Source organism: Enterobacter cloacae complex sp. IR5459 (assembly GCF_049238005.1).
Classification (GTDB): Bacteria; Pseudomonadota; Gammaproteobacteria; order Enterobacterales; family Enterobacteriaceae; genus Enterobacter; species Enterobacter hormaechei_C.
On sequence record NZ_JBMKIG010000001.1, the window covers coordinates 534,866 to 557,355 of the forward strand.

At 61.0% G+C, this 22,490-nt stretch carries 22 protein-coding genes; 13 read left to right on the forward strand and 9 right to left on the reverse strand.

Annotation, left to right across the window (positions count from 1 at the left end):
* Nucleotides 1–35: 35 nt before the first annotated feature.
* The 5 genes from hypE to hypA are packed head-to-tail and all read right to left on the reverse strand — an operon-like array spanning nucleotide 36 to nucleotide 3,648.
* Complete coding sequence (gene hypE / locus ACOTX4_RS02565; protein ID WP_045331299.1) at nucleotides 36–1,046, reverse strand: hydrogenase expression/formation protein HypE; 1,011 nt, start codon at nucleotides 1,044–1,046, stop codon at nucleotides 36–38.
* Nucleotides 1,043–2,164 (reverse strand): hydrogenase formation protein HypD, encoded by a 1,122-nt coding sequence (hypD, locus tag ACOTX4_RS02570; RefSeq protein ID WP_045331298.1) that lies wholly within the window; start codon nucleotides 2,162–2,164, stop codon nucleotides 1,043–1,045. Before hypD ends, hypE begins: the two co-directional genes overlap by 4 nt.
* Nucleotides 2,165–2,167: 3 nt before the next feature.
* Nucleotides 2,168–2,440 (reverse strand): HypC/HybG/HupF family hydrogenase formation chaperone, encoded by a 273-nt coding sequence (locus ACOTX4_RS02575; protein WP_045331296.1) that lies wholly within the window; start codon nucleotides 2,438–2,440, stop codon nucleotides 2,168–2,170.
* Entirely contained in the window at nucleotides 2,431–3,294 is an 864-nt protein-coding gene (gene hypB, locus ACOTX4_RS02580; protein WP_023323665.1) for a hydrogenase nickel incorporation protein HypB, read from the reverse strand. The genes ACOTX4_RS02575 and hypB overlap by 10 nt, the downstream gene beginning before the upstream one ends.
* A 3-nt stretch (nucleotides 3,295–3,297) precedes the next feature.
* Complete coding sequence (gene hypA / locus ACOTX4_RS02585; RefSeq protein ID WP_045331292.1) at nucleotides 3,298–3,648, reverse strand: hydrogenase maturation nickel metallochaperone HypA; 351 nt, start codon at nucleotides 3,646–3,648, stop codon at nucleotides 3,298–3,300.
* Nucleotides 3,649–3,858: 210 nt separating this feature from the next.
* On the opposite strand from hypA, the gene hycA reads away from it, so the two are divergent.
* The 9 genes from hycA to hycI all read left to right on the forward strand — a co-directional run bounded on the left by hycA (nucleotide 3,859) and on the right by hycI (nucleotide 11,640).
* Nucleotides 3,859–4,323: a formate hydrogenlyase regulator HycA gene (gene hycA, locus ACOTX4_RS02590; protein WP_022651744.1), complete on the forward strand. Its 465-nt coding sequence runs from the start codon at nucleotides 3,859–3,861 to the stop codon at nucleotides 4,321–4,323.
* Between the two features lie 73 nt (nucleotides 4,324–4,396).
* Nucleotides 4,397–5,005 carry a 4Fe-4S dicluster domain-containing protein gene (locus ACOTX4_RS02595; protein ID WP_045331289.1) on the forward strand — a complete coding sequence of 203 codons (609 nt, stop codon included), beginning with the start codon at nucleotides 4,397–4,399 and terminating at the stop codon, nucleotides 5,003–5,005.
* Nucleotides 5,002–6,816, forward strand: a complete 1,815-nt coding sequence (hycC, locus tag ACOTX4_RS02600) for a formate hydrogenlyase subunit 3 (RefSeq protein ID WP_045331286.1) — start codon at nucleotides 5,002–5,004, stop codon at nucleotides 6,814–6,816. The genes ACOTX4_RS02595 and hycC overlap by 4 nt, the downstream gene beginning before the upstream one ends.
* A 1-nt stretch (nucleotide 6,817) precedes the next feature.
* A complete protein-coding gene (locus ACOTX4_RS02605) occupies nucleotides 6,818–7,741 on the forward strand; it encodes a respiratory chain complex I subunit 1 family protein (protein WP_022651742.1) in 924 nt (307 codons plus the stop codon).
* A 15-nt stretch (nucleotides 7,742–7,756) separates the two neighbouring features.
* Entirely contained in the window at nucleotides 7,757–9,466 is a 1,710-nt protein-coding gene (gene hycE, locus ACOTX4_RS02610) for a formate hydrogenlyase subunit HycE (protein ID WP_032610027.1), read from the forward strand.
* Between the two features lie 9 nt (nucleotides 9,467–9,475).
* Nucleotides 9,476–10,018: a formate hydrogenlyase complex iron-sulfur subunit gene (locus ACOTX4_RS02615; protein WP_008499573.1), complete on the forward strand. Its 543-nt coding sequence runs from the start codon at nucleotides 9,476–9,478 to the stop codon at nucleotides 10,016–10,018.
* Entirely contained in the window at nucleotides 10,018–10,785 is a 768-nt protein-coding gene (locus tag ACOTX4_RS02620; RefSeq protein ID WP_045331280.1) for an NADH-quinone oxidoreductase subunit B family protein, read from the forward strand. The genes ACOTX4_RS02615 and ACOTX4_RS02620 overlap by 1 nt, the downstream gene beginning before the upstream one ends.
* A complete protein-coding gene (locus tag ACOTX4_RS02625; RefSeq protein WP_003862143.1) occupies nucleotides 10,782–11,192 on the forward strand; it encodes a formate hydrogenlyase maturation HycH family protein in 411 nt (136 codons plus the stop codon). Before ACOTX4_RS02620 ends, ACOTX4_RS02625 begins: the two co-directional genes overlap by 4 nt.
* Nucleotides 11,185–11,640 carry a hydrogenase maturation peptidase HycI gene (hycI, locus tag ACOTX4_RS02630; protein ID WP_003862145.1) on the forward strand — a complete coding sequence of 152 codons (456 nt, stop codon included), beginning with the start codon at nucleotides 11,185–11,187 and terminating at the stop codon, nucleotides 11,638–11,640. The genes ACOTX4_RS02625 and hycI overlap by 8 nt, the downstream gene beginning before the upstream one ends.
* An 88-nt stretch (nucleotides 11,641–11,728) precedes the next feature.
* Here hycI and ACOTX4_RS02635 read toward each other — a convergent pair whose 3' ends face one another.
* Nucleotides 11,729–13,153 carry a 6-phospho-beta-glucosidase gene (locus tag ACOTX4_RS02635; RefSeq protein ID WP_045331277.1) on the reverse strand — a complete coding sequence of 475 codons (1,425 nt, stop codon included), beginning with the start codon at nucleotides 13,151–13,153 and terminating at the stop codon, nucleotides 11,729–11,731.
* An 18-nt stretch (nucleotides 13,154–13,171) separates the two neighbouring features.
* Nucleotides 13,172–14,623, reverse strand: coding sequence for a PTS cellobiose/arbutin/salicin transporter subunit IIBC (gene ascF / locus ACOTX4_RS02640; protein ID WP_045331275.1), 1,452 nt, complete (start codon nucleotides 14,621–14,623; stop codon nucleotides 13,172–13,174).
* Nucleotides 14,624–14,837: 214 nt separating this feature from the next.
* On the opposite strand from ascF, the gene ACOTX4_RS02645 reads away from it, so the two are divergent.
* The 4 genes from ACOTX4_RS02645 to ACOTX4_RS02660 all read left to right on the forward strand — a co-directional run bounded on the left by ACOTX4_RS02645 (nucleotide 14,838) and on the right by ACOTX4_RS02660 (nucleotide 19,775).
* Nucleotides 14,838–15,851: a LacI family DNA-binding transcriptional regulator gene (locus ACOTX4_RS02645; RefSeq protein ID WP_045331272.1), complete on the forward strand. Its 1,014-nt coding sequence runs from the start codon at nucleotides 14,838–14,840 to the stop codon at nucleotides 15,849–15,851.
* A gap of 132 nt (nucleotides 15,852–15,983) precedes the next feature.
* Nucleotides 15,984–16,529 (forward strand): electron transport protein HydN, encoded by a 546-nt coding sequence (hydN, locus tag ACOTX4_RS02650; protein WP_045331269.1) that lies wholly within the window; start codon nucleotides 15,984–15,986, stop codon nucleotides 16,527–16,529.
* Between the two features lie 5 nt (nucleotides 16,530–16,534).
* Complete coding sequence (hypF, locus tag ACOTX4_RS02655; RefSeq protein WP_045331267.1) at nucleotides 16,535–18,751, forward strand: carbamoyltransferase HypF; 2,217 nt, start codon at nucleotides 16,535–16,537, stop codon at nucleotides 18,749–18,751.
* A 1-nt stretch (nucleotide 18,752) separates the two neighbouring features.
* Entirely contained in the window at nucleotides 18,753–19,775 is a 1,023-nt protein-coding gene (locus ACOTX4_RS02660; RefSeq protein WP_023314717.1) for a HoxN/HupN/NixA family nickel/cobalt transporter, read from the forward strand.
* 126 nt (nucleotides 19,776–19,901) lie between these two features.
* Here the strand turns inward: ACOTX4_RS02660 and norW are convergent, their stop codons facing one another.
* Nucleotides 19,902–21,035, reverse strand: coding sequence for an NADH:flavorubredoxin reductase NorW (gene norW, locus ACOTX4_RS02665; RefSeq protein WP_022651735.1), 1,134 nt, complete (start codon nucleotides 21,033–21,035; stop codon nucleotides 19,902–19,904).
* Nucleotides 21,032–22,480, reverse strand: coding sequence for an anaerobic nitric oxide reductase flavorubredoxin (gene norV / locus ACOTX4_RS02670; protein WP_022651734.1), 1,449 nt, complete (start codon nucleotides 22,478–22,480; stop codon nucleotides 21,032–21,034). The genes norW and norV overlap by 4 nt, the downstream gene beginning before the upstream one ends.
* Between the last annotated feature and the right edge of the window lie 10 nt (nucleotides 22,481–22,490).

Consider the following 22,490-nt stretch of genomic DNA (forward strand, 5'->3'; position numbering starts at 1 on the left):
AAGAGAAATTCAGCGCTGACCGCTTTTGGCGCGGTCTAGCAAATTCGGGGTAACGGTTCAGCGTGCGGCAGATCCAGCGTACGCTTCACGCCGTAAAGCCCGGTCAGGCGCACCCCTTTGCGCTCAACCACGTCGCCGATGATGGCCGCGTCTTTCCCTAATGGATGCGCGCGCAGCTGTGCAAGTACGGCTTCCGCCGCCGTGCGTTCCACGCCGATCACCAGCTTGCCTTCGTTGGCAAAGTTAAGCGGGTCTAGCCCTAATAGCTCGCATAGCCCGCGCACGGCGCCTTTGACAGGCAGGCCGCGCTCGGTCAGCTCAATTCCGCAGCCGCTGCTTGCGGCAAATTCGTGCACCACGGCATTCACGCCGCCTCGCGTGGCGTCGCGCAAGGCTTTTACGCCCGGCATGTCGCGCAGCGTCTGGATCAGCGGCGTGAGTACCGCGCAGTCACTGCGCAGTTCCCCGTCCAGCCCCAGGCCTTCGCGCAGGTTCAGGATGGTTGCCCCGTGGCAGCCCAGCGTGCCGCTGACAATCAGCACGTCGCCTGCGCAAAGCTGTTGAGCGCCCCAGTGAATATCGGCGGGGATCGCCCCCATCCCGGCGGTGTTGATAAAAAGCTTATCCGCCGCGCCGCGCTGCACCACCTTGGTATCCCCGGTGACGATGGCGATCCCCGCCTCGCGGGCGGTGTGCGCCATGCTGTTGACCACCGCCGTGAGCGTTTCCATCGGTAACCCTTCTTCGAGGATAAACCCGCAGGAGAGGTAGCGGGGGATCGCGCCGCTGACGGCGACGTCGTTTGCCGTGCCGCAGACGGCGAGCTTGCCGATATCGCCGCCCGGGAAGAACAGCGGGTCAATCACGTAGCTGTCGGTAGAGAACGCCAGCCTGTCACCGTGTGCGGTGAGGGTTGAGAGCGCAATGCGCGCCTGATCTTCCTGCTCGGCGAGCCAGGGGTTGTCAAAGGCGTCCATAAACAGCCGGTTAATCAGCTGCTGCATCGCCTGTCCACCGCTTCCGTGCGCCATTTCCACCGTGTTCATGCTTCACACTCCTGGTTGCGATAGTGATACCACGCGGCGCATGCCCCTTCTGAAGAGACCATCAGCGCGCCAAACGCGGTTTGCGGGTTACAGGCGTTGCCAAATAACGGGCAGTGATGAGGTTTGCATTTTCCGGTGAGTACGTCGCCACAGCGGGCGCGGGGATCGTCGCACACCTGCTGCGGCTGCGGTCGGAAATGCGCTTCGGCGTCGAAGGCGCGATACGCGGGCGTCAGGTGTACGCCGGATTCGGCAATCAGCCCCAGTCCGCGCCACTCGCTGTCGCCTTCGACGCTAAACACGTCGGCTATTGCCTGCTGTGCCCGTCTGTTACCTGCATCGGGCACCACGCGGCGATACTGATTTTCCACCGCACTCAGGGCCGCTATTTTCTGCTCAACCAGCATGGTCACGCCTTGCAGTAGATCAAGTGGCTCGAAACCAGCCACCACTAACGGACGATTGTACTGTTCAGCGATAAAACCGTAGGCTTCTGTGCCGATCACCATGCTGACGTGGCCCGGCGCCAGAAACGCGTCGATACCGTTATCTGGCGCTTCCAGCAGGCTGCGCAGCGTGGGAATAAGCGTGATGTGCTGGCAGAAAAAGTAAAAGTTTGTGACGTTGCGGGCTTTCGCCTGCTGGAGGGTAATGGCGGTGGCGGGCATGGTGGTTTCAAAACCCAGCCCGAAAAAGACGACCTTACGCTCAGGATTAGCCATCGCCAGCGTCAGGGCATCCATCGGTGAGTAGACGATCCGCACGTCCGCGCCGCGCGCCTTCGCCTGGAGCAGCGAGCCATTTTTTCCCGGTACACGCATGGCATCGCCAAAGGTGCAAAAAATCACACCGGGGCGGCTGGCGATGTCGAGACAGCTGTCGATGCGCCCCATCGGCAGCACGCACACCGGGCAGCCGGGGCCGTGGATAAATTCGATGTTCTCCGGCAGCAGCTGGTCGAGGCCAAATTTAAAGATGGCGTGGGTGTGTCCGCCGCACACCTCCATGATCCGCAGCGGTTTTTCTTTCGTGTAGTCCAGCAGCGACGCGCGGGACTTCAGGCGATCGATAAGCTGCAACACCTGCTCAGGCGCGCGATATTCATCAACGTAACGCATGTGTTATCGTTCCTCCCCATACAGCAGGGCGCCCACGTCCGGCTCGACGTCAAACATATTCTGGAGCGCATCCAGCGTGTCGCGGGCTTCTTCCTCATTAATCACGCTCATGGCAAAACCTACGTGGACCAGCACCCACTGGCCGAGACGCGATGCGCCGGTCTCATCGTGGCTGCCTACCAGCGTCAGGTCGACATCGCGCAGGATGCCGCATATCTCCACTTTGGCCTGATTGCCGTCGATGGAATGAATTTGTCCGGGGACGCCTATGCACATCGTTCGTTCTCCAGCCAGTTCAGCCAGGCGTCCATCCCGTCGCCGCGCGTGGCGGAAACCAGCAGGATCTCAATGTCCGGGTTCACTTCGCGGGCGTAAGCCAGGCACTTATCCACGTCGAAATTCAGGTACGGCAGCAGGTCGACTTTGTTCAGCAGCATGAGGGAGGCGGCGGCAAACATATGCGGATACTTCAGCGGCTTGTCTTCCCCTTCGGTCACGGAGAGTACCGCCACTTTATGCCGCTCGCCGAGGTCGAAGCTTGCCGGGCAGACCAGGTTGCCAACGTTTTCAATGAACAGGATGCCGTTGTTCGCCAGCGGCAGGCGCGGGGCGGCGTCGGCAATCATCTGCGCGTCCAGATGACACCCTTTCCCGGTGTTGACCTGAATCGCAGGCGTACCGGTTTCGCGGATGCGCGCCGCGTCGTTTACCGTTTGCTGGTCACCTTCGATAACGGCGCAGGAGACACGTTTATTCAGCCGTTTGAGGGTTTCGGTCAGCAGCGTGGTTTTACCGGAGCCGGGGCTGGAGACCAGGTTCAGCACCAGCTGTTCGCGCGCGGCAAAGCGGGCGCGATTGCGGACGGCGAGCTGGTTGTTTTTATCCAGCACGTTAATCTCCACCTCCAGCATCTGGCGCTGGCTGATGCCCGGCGCGTGGGTGCCCGCTTCGCCGCGGCCGTAATGCAGGTCACCCGCGTCGGAACGCTGCGGCGCGAAGGTGATGCCGGTCAGTGCCGCCGCGGGACGCGGGGCAGGGGAAAAGGGCGCGGAGCGAAACGCGGAGTGGGGGCGGTGTTCATCCCCTTCGATATACAGGTTGCCTTCAGCGCAACCGCAGGTACTACACATACTTTACTCCTTCTCGATTTCGAGGCGTTGGATCTGCATACCGTCATCCGCCACGATGCGCAGCCCGCTGCTCTGGCACTGTGGACAGCGCTGTACCTTCGATGACAACAGCGTGACGTACTCCTGACACTGTTCGCACCAGCACTCTGTCTGCTGCTCCTCGATATGCAGTGCGCAACCTTCCGCCAGCGTGCCGCGGCACACCAGCTCAAAACAGAAGGTGAGGGCGCTGGTCTCGACGCAGGAAAACGCCCCGACCTTCAGCCAGACGCCGGTCACGCGCTTCGCATGGTTCTGCACAGCCTGCTGTTCGATAAGTTCCAGTGCCCGCTGGCAGAGGGTGATTTCGTGCATGACGCCTCCTTAATGAATTGCCCCTTCAATGCAATAACAGTGCCAGCTTGATTTGCGTTACGGCGTGACGATGTCAACGCTGTCGAAATGACACGTCGACACCGCGGCGGTGACAGTACGTCTCTTGTTAAAATCTATTTAAATCAACAAATTAAAAACTGGCACGAAAACTGCTTAACAGCCGCTAACTCCATTAACCGGATACCTTTTATGACTATTTGGGAAATTAGCGAAAAAGCGGATTACATCGCGCAACGTCATCAGCAGCTTCAGGATCAGTGGCACCTCTACTGCAACTCTCTGATTCAGGGGATCACCCTGTCAAAAGCCCGTCTGCACCATGCCATGAGCTGCGCGGCGCAGGGGGACATGCGCTTTGTGTTGTTTGGTCACTTCACGATTTTTGTCACCCTGGCGGAGAGCTTCAACAGCCACACCATTGAGTATTACGTTGAGACAAAAGAGGGTGAAAAACAGTGTATTGCGAAAGCTCAACTGATGGCCGACGGCATGGTGGACGGTCACGTCAGCAACCGCGATCGCCAGCAGGTGCTGGAGCACTATCTGGAGAAAATAGCGCCGGTTTATAACGGCCTCTACGCCGCCGTTGAGCACGATCAGCCGATCAACCTGAAACAGCTGATCGACGGAAAATCCTCCGCGAACGTGGCCTGAAAAGCGAGTGTCGAGAAGTGTCGATAAGACAGTTTTTTTTCGTCAAAAATGACCATCACCAGAGGATGACCCGGTGAACCGTTTTGTAATTGCTGACTCGACGGTCTGTATTGGCTGTCGGACCTGTGAGGCGGCGTGTTCGGAAACGCACCGCCTGCACGGGCTACAGTCCATGCCGCGCCTGCGCGTCATGCGTAATGAGAAAGAGTCTGCCCCGCAGCTCTGTCACCACTGTGAAGACGCCCCGTGCGCGGGCGTTTGTCCTGTCAATGCCATCACCCGCGTTGACGGCGCGGTACAGCTGAACGAAAGCCTGTGCGTGAGCTGCAAGCTGTGCGGCATCGCCTGTCCGTTCGGCGCCATTGAGTTTTCCGGCAGCCGTCCGCTGCATATTCCGGCGAATGCCAATACCCCGAAAGCGCCGCCTGCGCCGCCGGCTCCGGCAGGCGTGAGCACGCTGCTGGACTGGGTACCGGGCATTCGCGCCGTTGCGGTGAAGTGCGACCTGTGCAGCTTCGATGAGCAGGGTCCGGCCTGCGTGCGGACCTGCCCGACCCGGGCGCTGGTCCAGGTCAACATCCGCGACATCGCTCGCACCAGCAAACGCAAGCGTGAGCTGACCATCAATACCGACGTCGGCGATCTTTCGCTGCTGCGGGCGCTTTACGAGGGGGCGAAATGAACGCGATAGTTATGATGACCAGCGGCGTGGCCTGGTTTGCCGCCGCCGCTGTCCTGGCGCTGCTCCTCGCCTTCCATAAAACGCTGAGCGGCGTGATTGCCGGTATCGGCGGGGCGGTCGGCAGCCTGATGACGCTGGCGGCGGGCGGGGTTGTCCTGATCGACGGGCAATCCGTCGACACCCTCATCCCGCTGATTCACCACGCCGTTGAGCTTACGCCGCTGAACGCCATCTGGCTGATAACCTTTGGCCTGTGCGGGCTGTTTATCAGCCTGTTTAATATCGACTGGCACCGCCATCAGCACACCAAAGCCAACGGCCTGCTGGTTAACCTGTTGATGGCCGCCGCGGTCTGTACCGTTGTCGCCAGCAACCTCGGCGCGCTGGTGGTGATGGCTGAAATCATGGCCCTGTGCGGCGTGTTCCTGACCGGATGCAGCGCCTCCGGCAAGCTGTGGTTTGCGCTCGGACGTCTCGGCACGCTGCTGCTGGCGCTGGCCTGCTGGCTGGTGTGGCAGCGTTTTGGCACGCTGGATTTCGCCGCGCTTAACGGCCAGCCGCTGGGCAACGACGTCTGGCTGTTGGGCGTAGTCGGTTTTGGCCTGCTGGCCGGGATAATCCCGCTGCACGGCTGGGTGCCGCAGGCGCATGCCAATGCCTCAGCCCCGGCCGCTGCGCTGTTCTCCACCGTGGTGATGAAGGTCGGTCTGTTCGGCATCCTGACGATAACCCTGACGGGCGATCAGCCGCCGCTGTGGTGGGGCGTGGCGTTGCTGATTGCGGGGATGATCACCGCGTTCGTCGGTGGCCTCTACGCGCTGATGGAGCACAACATCCAGCGTCTGCTGGCGTACCACACCCTGGAGAACATCGGGATTATCCTGCTCGGCATGGGCGCAGGCGTCACCGGGCTGGCGCTCAACCAGCCGGCGCTGATTGCCGCCGGGTTTATTGGCGGTCTGTATCACCTTATCAACCACAGCCTGTTTAAAAGCACCCTGTTCCTCGGCGCGGGCAGCGTCTGGTTCCGCACCGGGCACCGCGATATTGAGAAGCTCGGCGGGATTGGCAAAAAAATGCCCGTCATTTCGCTGGCGATGCTGGTCGGGCTGATGGCGATGGCTGCGCTGCCGCCGCTGAATGGCTTTGCCGGCGAGTGGGTGATTTATCAGTCCTTCTTCGCCCTCGGCCAGAGCGAGGCGTTTATCGGGCGTTTACTCGGCCCGCTGCTGGCGGTGGGCCTGGCGATCACCGGGGCGCTGGCGGTGATGTGTATGGCTAAAGTTTACGGTGTCACCTTCCTGGGCGCGCCGCGCACCCGAGAAGCGGAAAACGCCTGCTGCGCCCCGGTACTGATGACCACCAGCGTGGTCGCGCTGGCGCTGTGCTGCATCGCGGGCGGGGTTGCCGCGCCGTGGCTGCTGCCGCTGCTGGGCCACGCTATTCCGCTGCCGCTGGTCACGGCGCATAGCGTCGTTTCCCAGCCGATGATGGCGCTGCTGCTGATTGCCGCGCCGCTCCTGCCGTTCGTGCTGATGCTGTTCTTCAGACGCGACCGTCTCGCCTCCCGCTCGCGCGGCGCGGCGTGGGCCTGCGGCTACGAACACGAGCAGTCGATGGTCATCACCGCCCACGGTTTCGCCATGCCGGTGAAAGAGAACTTTGCCGCCGTGCTGAAGCTGCGCCACTGGCTGAACCCGGTGGGCTGGGTGCCGGGCTGGCAGGGGGCCGCCGTGCCCGTACTGTTCCGCCGCCTGGCGCTGTTCGAGCTGGCGGTGCTGGTGGTGATTGTCATTTCACGAGGAGCCTGACATGAGTCTGTTACTGGCAATTCTTCAGGCGCTGGTGCTGTTCGCCGCCGCGCCGCTGCTGTCGGGCATCACGCGCGTGGCGCGCGCCCGGCTGCACAACCGTCGCGGACCTGGCGTGCTCCAGGAGTACCGCGATCTCTTCAAACTGCTCTCCCGTCAGAGCGTCGCGCCGGATGCCGCGGGCTGGGTGTTCCGCCTGACGCCGTTTGTGATGGTGGGCGTGATGCTGACCATCGCCACCGCGCTGCCGGTGGTGACGGTGGCGTCGCCGCTGCCGGTGCTGGGCGATCTGATTACGCTGATCTACCTCTTCGCCATCGCGCGTTTCTTCTTTGCGATTGCGGGCCTGGACACCGGCAGCCCGTTTACGGGTATCGGCGCCAGCCGCGAGGCGATGCTCGGCGTGCTGGTTGAGCCAATTCTGCTGCTGGGGCTGTGGGTCGCCGCGCAGGTTGCAGGCTCGACCCACATCAGTTTTATCACCGACACCGTTTACCACTGGCCGGTTTCACGTTCGCTCCCGCTGGTGCTGGCGCTCTGCGCCTGCGCGTTCGCCACGTTTATCGAGATGGGCAAGCTGCCGTTCGATCTCGCGGAAGCGGAGCAGGAATTACAGGAGGGGCCGCTCACCGAGTACAGCGGCTACGGCTTTGCGGTGCTGAAGTGGGGCATCAGTCTCAAGCAGCTGGTGGTGTTGCAGATGTTCGTCGGCGTTTTCTTCCCGTGGGGGCAGATGACGCACTTCTCTGCGGGCGGCCTGCTGCTGGCCGTGGTGGTGGCTGTGCTCAAGCTGCTTATCGGCGTGCTGGTCATTGCCCTGTTTGAAAACAGCATGGCGCGCCTGCGTTTTGTCGAAACGTCACGCATTACCTGGGCTGGTTTTGGTTTTGCATTTTTAGCGTTCGTCTCCTTGCTGGTGGCGTGATTAAAGAGAGTGTTTATGTCTGAAGAAAAGAAAGGTCAGCAGTATCTCGCCGCGTTGCATCAGGCTTTCCCGGGCGTGGTGCTGGAGGAGTCCTGGCAAACCAAAGACCAGATCACCGTCACCATTAAGGTGAACTATCTGCCGGAAGTGGTGGAGTTTCTCTACTACCAGCAGGGCGGCTGGCTGTCGGTGTTGTTCGGTAACGACGAGCGCCAGCTGTGCGGCAGTTACGCGGTGTACTACGTGATGTCGATGGAGCAGGGCGAGAAGTGCTGGATCACCGTGCGCGTCGAGGTCGACCCGAATAAACCGGAATACCCGTCCGTCACGCCGCGCGTGCCTGCCGCCGTCTGGGGCGAGCGCGAAGTGCGCGACATGTACGGCCTGATGCCGGTTGGCCTGCCTGACGAGCGTCGCCTGGTGCTGCCGGACGACTGGCCGGATGAACTCTATCCGCTGCGCAAGGACAGCATGGACTACCGCCAGCGCCCGGCCCCAACCACCGACAGCGAAACCTACGAGTTCATCAACGAGCTGGGCAGCAAGAAGAATAACGTGGTGCCGATTGGCCCGCTGCACGTTACCTCTGACGAACCGGGCCACTTCCGCCTGTTCGTCGACGGCGAGAACATTATCGACGCCGACTACCGCCTGTTCTACGTCCACCGCGGCATGGAGAAGCTGGCGGAGACCCGCATGGGCTACAACGAAGTCACGTTTCTTTCTGACCGCGTGTGCGGCATCTGCGGCTTTGCCCACAGCACCGCCTACACCACCTCGGTGGAAAACGGCATGGGGATCGTGGTGCCGGAACGCGCGCAGATGATCCGCGCCATTCTGCTGGAGGTGGAGCGCCTGCACTCGCACCTGCTGAACCTCGGCCTGGCCTGCCATTTCGTCGGATTTGACTCCGGGTTTATGCAGTTCTTCCGCGTGCGCGAGGCGTCGATGAAGATGGCGGAGATCCTTACCGGGGCGCGTAAAACCTACGGCCTGAACCTGATCGGCGGGATCCGCCGCGACCTGCTGAAAGACGACATGATCCAGACCCGCCAGCTGGCGCAGCAGATGCGCCGGGACGTGCAGGAGCTGGTGGACATGCTGCTCAGCACGCCCAACATCGAGCAGCGCACCGTGGGCATTGGCCGTCTTGACCCGGAGATTGCCCGCGACTTCAGCAACGTCGGCCCGATGGTGCGCGCCAGCGGCCACGCCCGCGACACGCGTGCCGATCACCCGTTCGTCGGCTACGGCCTGCTGCCGATGACCGTGCACAGCGAGCAGGGCTGCGACGTCATTTCCCGCCTGAAGGTGCGCATCAACGAGGTGTTCACCGCGCTGAACATGATCGACTTCGGTCTGGACAACCTGCCGGGCGGCCCGCTGATGGTGGAGGGCTTCACCTACATTCCAAACCGCTTTGCCCTCGGCTTTGCCGAAGCGCCGCGCGGGGACGACATCCACTGGAGCATGACCGGCGACAACCAGAAGCTCTACCGCTGGCGCTGCCGTGCGGCGACCTACGCCAACTGGCCAACCCTGCGCTACATGCTTCGCGGCAACACGGTCTCCGACGCGCCGCTGATCATCGGCAGCCTCGACCCGTGTTACTCCTGCACCGACCGCATGACCGTCGTGGACGTGCGCAAGAAGAAAAGCCAGGTGGTGCCGTACAAAGAGCTTGAGCGCTACAGCATCGAACGTAAGAACTCGCCGCTGAAATAAGGATTCGTCATGTTTACCTTTATCAAAAAAGTGATCAAAACCGGCACGCAGACCAGCCGCTATCCGCTGGAGCCGATGCCGGTCGACAAAAACTTTCGCGGCAAGCCGGAGCACAACCCGCAGCAGTGCATCGGCTGCGCGGCCTGCGTCAACGCCTGTCCGTCGAATGCCCTGACGGTGGAAACGGATCTTAAAACCGGCGAGCTGGCCTGGCAGTTTAACCTTGGACGCTGCATCTTCTGCGGCCGCTGCGAAGAGGTCTGCCCGACGGTCGCCATTCGCCTGTCGCAGGAGTACGAGCTGGCGGTGTGGAAGAAAGAGGATTTCCTGCAGCAGTCGCGGTTTGACCTGTGCCACTGCCGCGTCTGCCAGCGCCCGTTCGCCGTGCAGAAAGAGATCGACTACGCCATCGCGCTGCTGCAGCACAACGGCGACGCCCGCGCGGAGCATCACCGTGAAAGCTTTGAAACCTGCCCGGCGTGCAAGCGACAGAAGTGCCTGCTGCCATCCGACCGCATTGATATCACCCGCCACATGAGAGAGGCCAGCTGATGGAAAATTTACTTGGCCCACGCGACGCTAACGGCATTCCGGTGCCGATGACGGTGGATGAATCCATCGCCAGCATGAAGGCGTCGCTGCTGAAAAAAATCAAACGCTCGGCCTACGTCTACCGCGTGGATTGCGGCGGCTGCAACGGCTGCGAGATTGAGATCTTCGCTACGCTGTCGCCGCTGTTTGACGCCGAGCGCTTCGGCATCAAGGTGGTGCCGTCCCCGCGCCACGCGGATATCCTGCTGTTCACCGGCGCGGTCACCCGCGCGATGCGCTCGCCTGCGCTGCGCGCCTGGCAGTCTGCGCCGGATCCGAAAATCTGCATCTCCTACGGTGCCTGCGGCAACAGCGGCGGCATCTTCCACGATCTTTACTGCGTCTGGGGCGGTACCGACAAAATCGTGCCGGTGGACGTCTACATTCCGGGCTGCCCGCCGACGCCCGCCGCCACGCTGTACGGTTTTGCCATGGCGCTCGGCCTGCTGGAGCAGAAGATCCACGCCCGCGAGCCAGGCGAGCTGGACAACCAGCCAGCCACTATCCTGCACCCGGACATGGTGCAGCCGCTGCGGGTGAAGATCGACCGCACGGCACGCAGGCTGGCGGGCTACCGCTACGGACGCCAGATTGCCGACGATTATCTGCGTCTGCTCAGCCAGGGCGACCATCAGGTGGCGCGCTGGCTGGAGGCGGAAAACGATCCGCGTCTCAATGAGATCGTGGCGAACCTGAACAACATTGTGGATGAGGCGCGTATCCGATGAGTGAAACGGTGGTGTTCAGCCAGCTGAGCCGTAAGTTTATTGATGAGAACGACGCCACGCCGGATGCGGCGCAGCAGGTGGTTTACTACAGCCTGGCGATTGGGCACCACCTTGGGGTGATCGACTGTCTGGAGGCGGCGTTAACCTGCCCGTGGCCGGAATACCTGGCGTGGATCGCCACGCTGGAGGAGGGCAGTACGGCGCGGCGCAAGATGGAGGGCGTGCCGAAGTATGGCGAGATCGTCATCGACGCCAACCACATTGCGATGCTCGCTAACGCCTTTGACGCGGCGCTGAGCGTACAAACCCCGGCGCAGCAGGCGTGGAGCAAAACGCTGCTCGGCATGCTGCACGATATTCATCAGGAGAGCGCCATCTACCTGATGGTGAGGAGATTACGTGACTGACGTTTTACTGTGTGTCGGCAACAGCATGATGGGCGACGACGGCGCGGGTCCGCTGCTGGCGGAACTGTGCGCCGCAAACCCGCCGGGCAACTGGGTGGTGATTGACGGCGGCAGCGCGCCGGAAAACGACGTGGTCGCCATCCGTGAACTGCATCCGGACAGGCTGTTAATCGTCGATGCCACCGATATGGGGCTTAACCCCGGCGAGATCCGCCTGATTGACCCGGACGACATCGCCGAGATGTTTATGATGACCACCCACAATATGCCGCTGAACTACCTGGTGGATCAGATCAAAGACGACGTGGGCGAGGTGCTGTTTTTGGGCATTCAGCCGGATATTGTCGGGTTTTATTACCCGATGACGCCGCCGGTGAAAGAGGCGGTGGAGGGGGTGTATTCACGGCTTGCCGGGTGGGTTGGAGATGGAGGTTTTTCTCCGCTCTGAGCAGTGCCGGGTGGCGGCTTCGCCTTACCCGGCCTACCAAACCCATCTCCCTCTCCCTGTGGGAGAGGGCTGGAGTGAGGGCAACAGGCTACTCGAGATCCCCCCCGTTACTCGCAATCACCTTCTTATACCATCCGAACGATTTCTTGCGTTTCCGTTCCAGCGTGCCGTTCCCGGCGTCGTCGCGGTCGACGTAGACAAATCCATAGCGCTTGCTCATCTCCCCGGTTGAGGCCGAGACCAGGTCGATGCAGCCCCAGGTGGTGTAGCCCAGCAGCGGAACGCCGTCCTCAATCGCGTCGCCCATCGCGCGGATGTGCTCGCGCAGGTAGCTGATGCGGTAGTCGTCGTTGATCTCGCCGTTTTCATCAATGACATCTTTCGCTCCCAGACCGTTTTCCACCAGGAACAGCGGCTTCTGGTAGCGGTCGTACATCATGTTCATAGTGATGCGCAGGCCGAGCGGGTCGATACCCCAGCCCCACTCGCTCACCTGAATGTGCGGGTTGCGCAGGGACTTCACGATGTTCGCCGCGCTGGTGTTGCCCGCGTTCATGTCCGCCGACGCGCAGCGCGAGGCGTAGTAGCTGAACGAGACAAAGTCGACGGTATTTTTCAGCAGTTCGTCATCGCCCGGGTCTTTCACAATCACGACGCCTTTTTCGCGGAATACGCGGGCAGAGTAGGCCGGATAGCTGCCGCGCGCCTGCACGTCGATAAAGAACAGGTTCTCGCGGTCTTTCTCCAGCGCCATCCACACGTCTTCCGGCTTGCAGGAGTAGGGATAGAAGTTACCGCCCGCCAGCATGCAGCCGACCTGATTTTCCGGGTTCACCTCGTGAGCGATTTTAGTCGCCAGCGCGCTCGCCACCAGCTCGTGGTGCGCGGCCTGGTATTTCACCTGGTCTTCGTTTTCACCTTCCTCAAACACCAGCCCCGCGCCGGAAAACGGGCTGTGCAGCATGATGTTGATTTCGTTGAAGGTCAGCCAGTATTTCACCAGCCCGTTAAACTCTTCGAAGCTGGTGCGGGCGTAGCGGGCGAAGAAATCGACCATCTTACGGTTGCGCCAGGAGCCGTACTCCGTCACCAGGTGCATTGGCACGTCGAAGTGGCAGAGGGTCACCAGCGGCTCGATGTTGTACTTTTTGCACTCCTCGAACACCGCGCGGTAGAAGGCAATGCCTTCCTGATTCGGCAGCGGTTCGTCGCCGTTCGGGTAGAGGCGGCTCCAGGCAATCGAGGTGCGGAACACCGTAAAGCCCATCTCCGCCATCAGGGCGATGTCTTCTTTGTAGCGATGGTAAAAATCAATCGCCTCGTGGCTCGGGTAGAATTCGTCGTCCCGCAACGAAAACCGTTTTTCCTTGCCGACTTTTACCGCCAGGCGGTTTGCGCCGTGGGGGATCATATCGACCGTCGTCAGTCCTTTGCCGCCTTCACGGTAAGCCCCTTCACTCTGGTTGGCGGCAAGCGCGCCGCCCCATAAAAATCCTTGTGGAAAAACAGACATTCTTACCTCGCTTTCAGTTTATGCTTCTGCTGCTTTGTTCTGTACCGGTGCGGTTTGCAGGGCGCGTGCTTTTTCGGCTTCGTCTTCTACCGGGATATCCTCAAACCCTAACAGCAGGGTCAGCACAAACGACAGCACCACTGCCAGACCCATCACGCCAAACACCCAGACGATGGTCATCGGGTTGGCCGGGTCGAAGAACTGCACGCTGGTAAACAGCCCCGGCGCCGCCATCGAATGGCTGGCAAGACCGGCCATTCCTGCCACCGCGCCGCAGATAAAGCCGCTGATCAGACTCGCAATCAGCGGACGCTTCAGGCGTACCGCCACGCCGTACAGGGCCGGTTCAGAGATCCCCGCCATGATGGCGGAGGCCGCCGCGGCCAGCGCCGTCTGGCGCAGCTCCGGGTTTTTGGTTTTCCACGCTACCGCCAGCGATGAACCGCCGAGCGACAGGTTGGCGCCGATTTCCGACGGCATCACCATCCCTTCTTTGCCCGTTTCGGCAATGGTCTGGATGATGGTCGGCGTAAACACGCGGTGCATCCCGGTCATCACCAGCAGCGGCCACAGCGCGCCCATAATGGCAACGGAGAGCCAGCCCAGATAGCCGTGAATGGTGTAGACCAGCGCGGAGATGGCGCTGCCGATCCAGATCCCCAGCGGGCCAATCAGCACGATGGCGAGCGGGGCGGCAATCAGCACGATCAGCATCGGCTTGAGGAAGTTTTTCGTCACCGCCGGGGTAATGCGATCCACCCAGCGTTCGATGTACGACAGGCACCAGGTCATCACCAGCGCCGGGATAACGGTATAGGTGTATTTCACCGCCGTCACCGGAATGAACGCGAACTCAACGTGCTCGCCCTGCGCGGCCTTGGCCATCAGCTCGATAAAGCTCGGGTGAACCAGCACGCCCGCGATGGCGATTGCCAGGGACATGTTGGTTTTGAACTTCACCGCTGCGGAAGCCGCCACCATCAGCGGCAGGAAGAAGAACGCGCCGTCGCCGATAACGGTCAGGATCGTCAGCGTCGGGTCACCTTTGCCCAGCACGCCGGTCATCTCAAGGATCATCGCCAGCAGCTTGATCATTGACCCGCCGATGATCGCCGGGATCAGCGGAGACATAGTGCCGATCAGCGCGTCGAGGATCCCGGCGCCAATCCGGCGCAGCGTGAGCTTCTGTGGACCTTCCGCTACGGCAGGTTGCAGGTTAGCGGGCAGCAGGCTCACCACTTCACGGTATGCCTGGGACACGGTGTTGCCGATGATCACCTGGCACTGGTTATCGTTGCGCACCACGCCGAGCACGCCGCTGATGCTTTTCAGGCGCGCGGTGTCGGTAAGGCTTTCGTCTTTCAGAACGAAGCGCAGGCGCGTCATGCAGTGGGTGACGGCGACGATGTTCTCTTTACCGCCCAGCGCGCTAACAACGTCGTTTGCCAGCGCAGCGTAATTTTTTGCCATCGGATGTGATCCTGTTATCGTTGTGTGAAGTGTAGGAAACCGGTTTCACATAATCATCATGAGTTTCTTTTAATGAAACAAGATCGCTTTTTATTCATTTTTTAGTTTCGTGATGACGATCACTCGTGGCCGTAAAAAGCGTGATAACGCCGCTGCGACAATTTTTCTGCGGTGAAGTACACTGCGGCTCATCAGTTTTGAATGGAATAACACTATGACCACGATGCTGGAAGTGGCGAAGCGGGCAGGCGTGTCAAAAGCGACGGTCTCGCGGGTGCTGTCGGGGAACGGTTACGTCAGCCAGGAGACGAAAGACCGCGTGTTTCAGGCCATCGAAGAAAGCGGGTATCGCCCCAATCTGCTGGCGCGAAACCTGGCGACCAAACGCACCCAGACCCTGGGGCTGGTGGTGACGAACACCCTGTACCATGGGGTCTACTTTAGCGAGCTGCTGTTTAACGCCGCGCGGATGACGGAAGAGAAGGGGCGCCAGCTGATCCTGGCGGACGGCAAGCACAGCGCCGAAGAGGAGCGCGAGGCGATCCAGTACCTGCTCGACATGCGCTGCGACGCGGTGATCATCTACCCGCGTTTTCTGAGCGTGGAAGCGCTGGACGAGATCATTGAGAAATGCGAGCAGCCGATCATGGTGCTCAACCGCCGTTTGCGGAAAAACAGCAGCCACAGCGTCTGGTCCGAGCATAAAGCGTCGTGTCAGGACGCGGTATCGCAGCTGATCGCGAAAGGCCACCGGGAGATTGCGTTTATCACCGGTTCGCTGGATTCCCCCACCGGGGTGGAGCGTCTTTCCGGCTACAAGGACGCGCTGGCGCAGCACGGGATTGCAGTTCGCGACGCGCTGATCGCCGAAGGGAAGTGGAGCCCGGCCAGCGGCGCGGCGGCGGTCTCTCAGCTGCTCACCCGCGGCGAAGCGTTTACCGCGCTGGTGGCGAGTAACGACGATATGGCGATTGGCGCCATCAGGCAGCTGCATGAGAGCGGCGTCGCCACGCCGGGCGCGGTGTCCGTCATCGGCTTTGACGACGTGGCAATCGCGCCCTATATCGTGCCGTCCCTCTCCAGCGTGCGTATTCCGGTAACGGAGATGATCCAGGAGACCATCAGCCGCCTGATTTTCATGCTCGACGGCGGTGAGTTTAAGCCTCAGCAAACCTTCTCCGGCGAGCTTATCCTGCGCGACTCCGTCATTGACGGCCCGCATCGCTGACGTCGACATCTGTCATCGTCACTAATGACGATGACAGAACTACTTCTTTTTATTTCGCTTTAAAATCAACGCATTAAATATTGGCACGGTTTATGAATAGCTTCGCGCATAACAGTTATGCCGGAGAAGCAGATGAACCGTTTTATTATGGCCGATGCCAGCAAATGCATTGGTTGCCGTACCTGTGAAGTGGCGTGCGTGGTGTCCCATCAGGCAGAGCAGGATTGCGCCTCTCTCACCCCTGATACCTTTCTGCCGCGCATCCACGTCATTAAAGGCGTGAATATTTCTACCGCCGCTATCTGTCGCCAGTGTGAAGACGCGCCGTGCGCCAACGTCTGTCCGAACGGGGCGATTAAGCGCGAGAAAGGCTTCGTGCATGTGATGCAGGAGCGCTGCATCGGGTGCAAAACCTGTGCGGTGGCGTGTCCGTATGGCGCGATGGAGGTGGTGGTTCGCCCGGTGGTTCGCAACAGCGGTATCGGGCTGAGCGTGCGCGCGGAGAAAGCCGAAGCCAATAAATGTGACCTCTGCTACCACCGCGACGCCGGTCCGGCGTGTATGGAAGCCTGTCCGACGCACGCGCTGGTCTGCGTCGATCGAGACAAGCTCGAACAGATGAGTGCCGAAAAACGTCGCCGCGCGGCGTTCGACACCTCGTCATCACTGCTGTTCTGAACCGTATGAGCAGCAACGGCGTTCAGCTGCGGGTGCGCGGCAAGGTGCAGGGCGTGGGGTTTCGGCCCTTCGTCTGGCAGCTGGCGCACCGGCTGAAGCTTGTGGGCGATGTCTGCAACGACGGAGAGGGTGTCCTGGTGCGTCTCGCGGGTAATGGGGGGGACTTTACCGCGAGGCTGCATCAGGACTGCCCACCGCTGGCGCGCATCGATCGCGTTGAAACGCAGCCGTTCACCTGGGCGGACATGCCTGAGGACTTTACCATCCGCCACAGCGATCGCGGGGCGATGGATACGCAAATCGTACCGGATGCCGCCACCTGCCCGGCGTGTCTGGCTGAAATGCGCGATCCCCGCGAGCGCCGCTATCGTTACCCGTTTATCAACTGCACCCACTGCGGGCCGCGGTTTACCATTATCCGCGCCATGCCCTATGATCGCCCGGCCACGTCAATGGCGCCATTCCCGCTCTGTGTGCCTTGTGAAACGGAGTACCGCAACCCGGCTGATCGGCGTTTTCACGCCCAGCCGGTTGCCTGCCCGGACTGCGGGCCGCAGCTGGAGTGGCGAGCCGGGGAGGCTGCTGCTGCCCGCGAATCGGCGTTAAGCGCGGCGGTGGCGATGCTGGAAGGCGGCGGGATTGTGGCGGTCAAAGGGCTGGGCGGTTTTCACCTGGTCTGCGACGCGCTTAACCCGCAGGCGGTTCGGAAATTACGGGCACGCAAGCAGCGCCCGACCAGGCCGCTGGCGGTGATGATCCCGCATGCGAACGATCTGCCGAAGGCCATCCAGACGCTGTTACGTTCACCCGCTGCGCCGATTATGCTGACGCCAAAAGCCTGCCTTCCAGCGTTTCCTGAGGAGATTGCGCCGGGGCTGAATACGGTCGGCGTGATGTTGCCTGCGAACCCGCTCCAGCATTTGCTGATGTTGGACTGTCAGCGTCCGCTGGTGATGACCTCCGGCAACCTAAGTGGCCATCCACCCGTCATAAACAACCAGCAGGCGCTGGAAGAACTCAGTGACATCGCTGACGGCTTCCTGCTGCACAACCGCGACATCCTGCAACGGATGGATGATTCAGTGATGGACCAGGAGGGCACGATGTTGCGTCGCGCACGCGGTTTTGTGCCGGATGCAATCACATTGCCCGCCGGATTCCGCGACATCCCGCCCATGTTATGCACCGGCGCGGAGATGAAAAATACCTTCTGCCTGGTACGTGGCAACCAGGCGGTGCTGAGCCAGCATTTTGGCGATCTGAGCGACGAGGGCGTAGAGGCGCAGTGGCGCAGCGCGCTCTCGACGATGCAGGAGATCTACGCTTTCCAGCCAGAGCGTGTGGTGTGCGATGCCCATCCGGGATACCACGCCCGACAGTGGGCCCGGACGCAGGCGCTGCCCGTTGAGACCGTGCTGCATCATCATGCGCATGCGGCAGCGTGTCTGGCGGAGAACGGCTGGCCGCTCGACGGCGGGGATGTTATTGCCCTGACGCTGGACGGGATCGGCATGGGCGAGAACGGCGCGCTGTGGGGCGGCGAGTGCCTGCGGGTGAACTATCGCGACTGCGAACGGCTGGGCGGTCTGCCAGCCGTTGCGCTGCCGGGGGGCGATCTGGCGGCAAAACAGCCGTGGCGCAATTTGCTCGCCCACTGTCTGGCGTTCGTACCTGACTGGCAGCAGTACCCGGAAACTGAGGTGGTACAGCGTCAAAACTGGCCGCTGCTGGCAACGGCGGTGTCGCGCGGTATCAATGCGCCGCGGGCCTCCTCCTGTGGTCGTCTGTTCGACGCCGTGGCCTGTGCGCTGGGCATTGAAACGCAACGCTATGAGGGCGAAGCCGCGTGCCGGCTGGAGGCGCTGGCCGAACGCTGTGCAGGGGTTGATCATCCGGTGACGCTCCAGACGGATAACCTTGCGCTGTTCTGGCAGCAGTGGCTGGCCTGGCGGGCGGAGCCCGGCGAGCGCGCCTGGGCCTTTCACGATGCGCTGGCAAAAGGGCTGAGCGAACTGGCGGCAACGCATGCCCGCCGACGGTCGCTCTCTACGGTGTGCTTCAGCGGCGGCGTCCTTCACAACCGCCTGCTGCGCGCGCGCCTTCGTCATTACCTTTCTGATTTCACGCTTCTTTTTCCTTCGCGCCTGCCCGCAGGTGACGGAGCGATCTCCTTCGGGCAGGCGGTGGTTGCTGCCGCCCGATCATGTTCACAAAGGACTTAAAATGTTACGACTTTTACGCAATGAACCTCGTGCAGCGTGCCTGCTGCTGGCTCTCGGGATGGCTAACCTGCTGGCCTGGGGGCTGGCGTGGCACACCTTTAGCGACAGTACGGCGCTGATGGCGGCCAGCCTGCTGGCCTGGTGTTACGGACTGCGTCATGCGGTGGATGCCGACCATATCGCCGCGATTGATACCGTGACGCGTAAGATGATGCAGCAGGGCAAGCGCCCGTCCGGCGTGGGCGCATGGTTTTCTCTCGGACACTCCACCATCGTGGTGCTGGCCTCCATTGCTATCGCCGCTACCGCCACGGCGTTTCAGAAAAACATGGCATGGTTCCACGAAACCGGCAGCCTGATTGGCACCGCCGTCTCCGCCACCTTCCTGCTGGCGATGGCGCTGGTGAATATGGTGATCCTGCGCGGCGTCTGGCGCAGTTTTCAGGCACTGAAACACGGCAGGCCGGCGCAGGGCGACATCACGCTGCCTGCACAGGGTGGCGTCATGAACTGGCTGTTCGGCAAAACCTTCCGCCTCGTCAATAAAAGCTGGCAGATGTACCTGGTCGGTTTCCTGTTTGGCCTCGGCTTTGACACGGCCACCGAAATCGGCGTGCTGGGGATCTCCGCCGCCAGCGCCTCCAGCGGGATGTCGGTGTGGTCGATCATGATCTTCCCGGCGCTCTTCGCCAGCGGCATGGCGCTGGTGGATACGCTCGATAACCTGCTGATGGTGGGCGCCTACGGCTGGGCGTTTAACAAGCCGCAGCGCAAGCTGTACTACAACATGACCATCACCGGCACTTCGGTGGTAGTGGCGCTGTTTATCGGCGGCCTGGAAGCGCTGGGTCTGCTGATGGACAAGTTCTCCCTCAGCGGCGGCGTGTGGGATCTGATTGGCGCGGTGAACGATAACCTGGGCGATGCCGGATTTGTGGTGGTCGGGCTGTTTGTCGCCTGCTGGCTGATCTCGATGGCGAACTACCGCTGGCGCGGTTATGACGCGCTGGTGGTGCGCTCCTGACGCTGAAAGGGTAGCCATAAAAAAAGCCCCGGGACATCGGGGCGGTGGACAATAAAATCCAAAGGTTAAGTAAGCGTGGCAGTACTGTAGGCCGGGTAAGCGGAGCGCCGCCCGGCATGACGAGGGTTAAGCAGGTAACGATTTCAGCAGCGCGAAGGCCTCCTTCATTCTGTCTTCGCTGACCACAAAGGCGCGCATCTGACCGGCAGTATCGGTGCCGCGCGCCACCATGCCCTGAGGCGAAAGGGCTATCTGCCAGTCCAGATCCTGACGCTGCGTTTCACCTGCGAGATGCAGCGGTAGTTCCGGCGTTTTTACCTTCACCAGCATGGCGGGTAATTTCACCGGGGCGTTGCCGCCGAGCAGGTTTTTCGCCAGGAACATGGCGCTTAACTGAATCGGTTGCAGGAACGGCAGCACCTGGCCGTTAATTTCCGCGCAGTCGCCCAGGGCATAAATGTCCGGCTGGGTGGTTTGCAGGTAGCTGTCCACCTTCACGCCGCGATTGATCTCTGCGCCCGCGCGGTGCGCCAGCGCGGTTTCCGGGCGCAACCCCGTCGCCGCAATAACCACATCCACTTCCACGCTGCGGTTGCGGTCGAGCGTCGCACAAATGCCGGTTTCGGTTTTGCTCAGGCTCTGCAACTGCGATTTCAGCAGCAGATGCACGCCCATGTCGGTCAGACGATGCTGTAAGCGACTGCTTACTTCTGCTGGCATCAGCGCTGACAGAATGCTGGCCGCGTGGTCAACCAGGGTGACGGATTTTCCCGCCCGGCAGAAGTCCATCGCCAGCTCGGTGCCAATCAGCCCGCCGCCGACAATCATCACCCGCGTGGCGTCGCGTAACAGGGTCTCGCTGGCCTGATACTCCTGCTGGCTGTTGAGCGTGACCATTAGTTCGCGGCCCTCAACCGGCGGCACAAACGCCGATGCCCCCGTCGCCAGCACCAGCTTGTCGTAGTGCCAGGTTTTATCTTTCGCGTTCACCACGTGGGCGTCGGCGTCGATATCGGTCACCCAGGTGTACGGAAACAGACGCAGGTTAAACTGTTCTGCAAACTCCCCCGCCGTCTGGCGGGTGAGATCGTCGGCGCGCTGATTCTGGCTAATGACGTGGCTTAAATCAGGCTTGTTGTACTCATCCATGCTGTCGGCGGCGATTACCGTCAACGGCACGTTAGCATCCTGTTTGCGGATATTTTTCACCAGCTGGCGGGCGGCAAAGCCCGAGCCGATAATGACGATGCCGTGGCTCATTTTGCCTCCGTTGCCAGTTCATCAAAGACGTCTTTCCCGAGGGAACATTCCGGGCAGAGGAAGTTGTCCGGCACCTCGCTCCATGGCGTACCCGGCGCGACATCCTGCAACGGCTCGCCCAGCTCAGGATCGTAAATCCACTGGCAGACGCTGCACTGCATGCAAGGGCCGAGGTCGGCAGCGGCAGGAGCGGCTTCTGCTACGGCTTCCGGCGCAACAGCCGCGGCGGGTGCGGTTTCCGGCAGTGGCGCAAGCGCCCACTGGCGGGCAATGTCGCGACCGTGCTGGCGACAGATTTCCAGCGCGTCGAGATCCGGACGCCATTTCGCCTTCAGGCTCAGGGACATCTCAAAACCGGCATCCTGTAAACGGGTGGAGAGACGGTCTACCGCGCCGCCGCTCCAGCCGTGTGAACCAAAGGCGCTGGCGCGTTTGTTACGGAAGCGCAGGCCGGTCATCTCTTCCACCAGTCCGGCAATTTTCGGCATCATCACGTTATTCATGGTGGAGGTACCCACCAGCACGCCTTTGGAGCGGAAGACGTTGGTCAATACCTCATTCTTATCGCTGCGCGCCACGTTGAAGATTTTCACCGCCACGTTCGGGTCAACTTCGTTGATGCCCTGGGCAATGGCGTCCGCCATCATGCGGGTGTTGTTGGACATGGTGTCGTAGAAGATCGTAATGCGGTCTTCCTGATAGTCCGCCGCCCACTTCAGGTACAGTTCGACAATCTGGGTTGGATTTTCACGCCATACCACGCCGTGGGAGGTGGCAATCATATCCACCGGCAGGTTGAAGCCGAGGATCTCGGTGATTTTTGGCGTGACCAGACGGCTGAACGGGGTCAGGATGTTGGCGTAGTAGCGTTGGCACTGTTCGAACAGCTCGGTCTGATCCACTTCGTCGTTGAACAGACGTTCGTCGCAGTAGTGCTGGCCGAAGGCGTCGTTACTGAACAGCACCGCGTCACCGGTCATGTAGGTCATCATGCTGTCCGGCCAGTGCAGCATTGGGGTTTCCACGAAGATCAGCTGTTTGCCGTTGCCGATATCCAGCGTGTCGCCGGTTTTCACAGTGTGGAAGTTCCACTCCGGATGGTGGTGGTGGCCGTTGATGGAGTCAATGGCGTTAGTGGTGCAGTAGATCGGGGTATCCGGAATGTGGGACATCAGCTCGGTCAGCGCCCCGGCATGATCCTCTTCCGCGTGGTTGATGATAATGTAGTCGATCTCATTCAGATCGATTTCGCTGCGCAGGTTCTGCACGAACTCGCGGCTGAATTTGTGATCGACGGTATCGATCAGGACGTTTTTACCTTCACGAATGAGATAGCTGTTGTAGCTGCTACCGCGCAGCGTTTTGTATTCCGTCCCGTGAAAATCACGTACTTCCCAGTCACGTTGACCCACCCAATGAATGTTATTTTTAACCAGAATAGACATAGCAACCTCA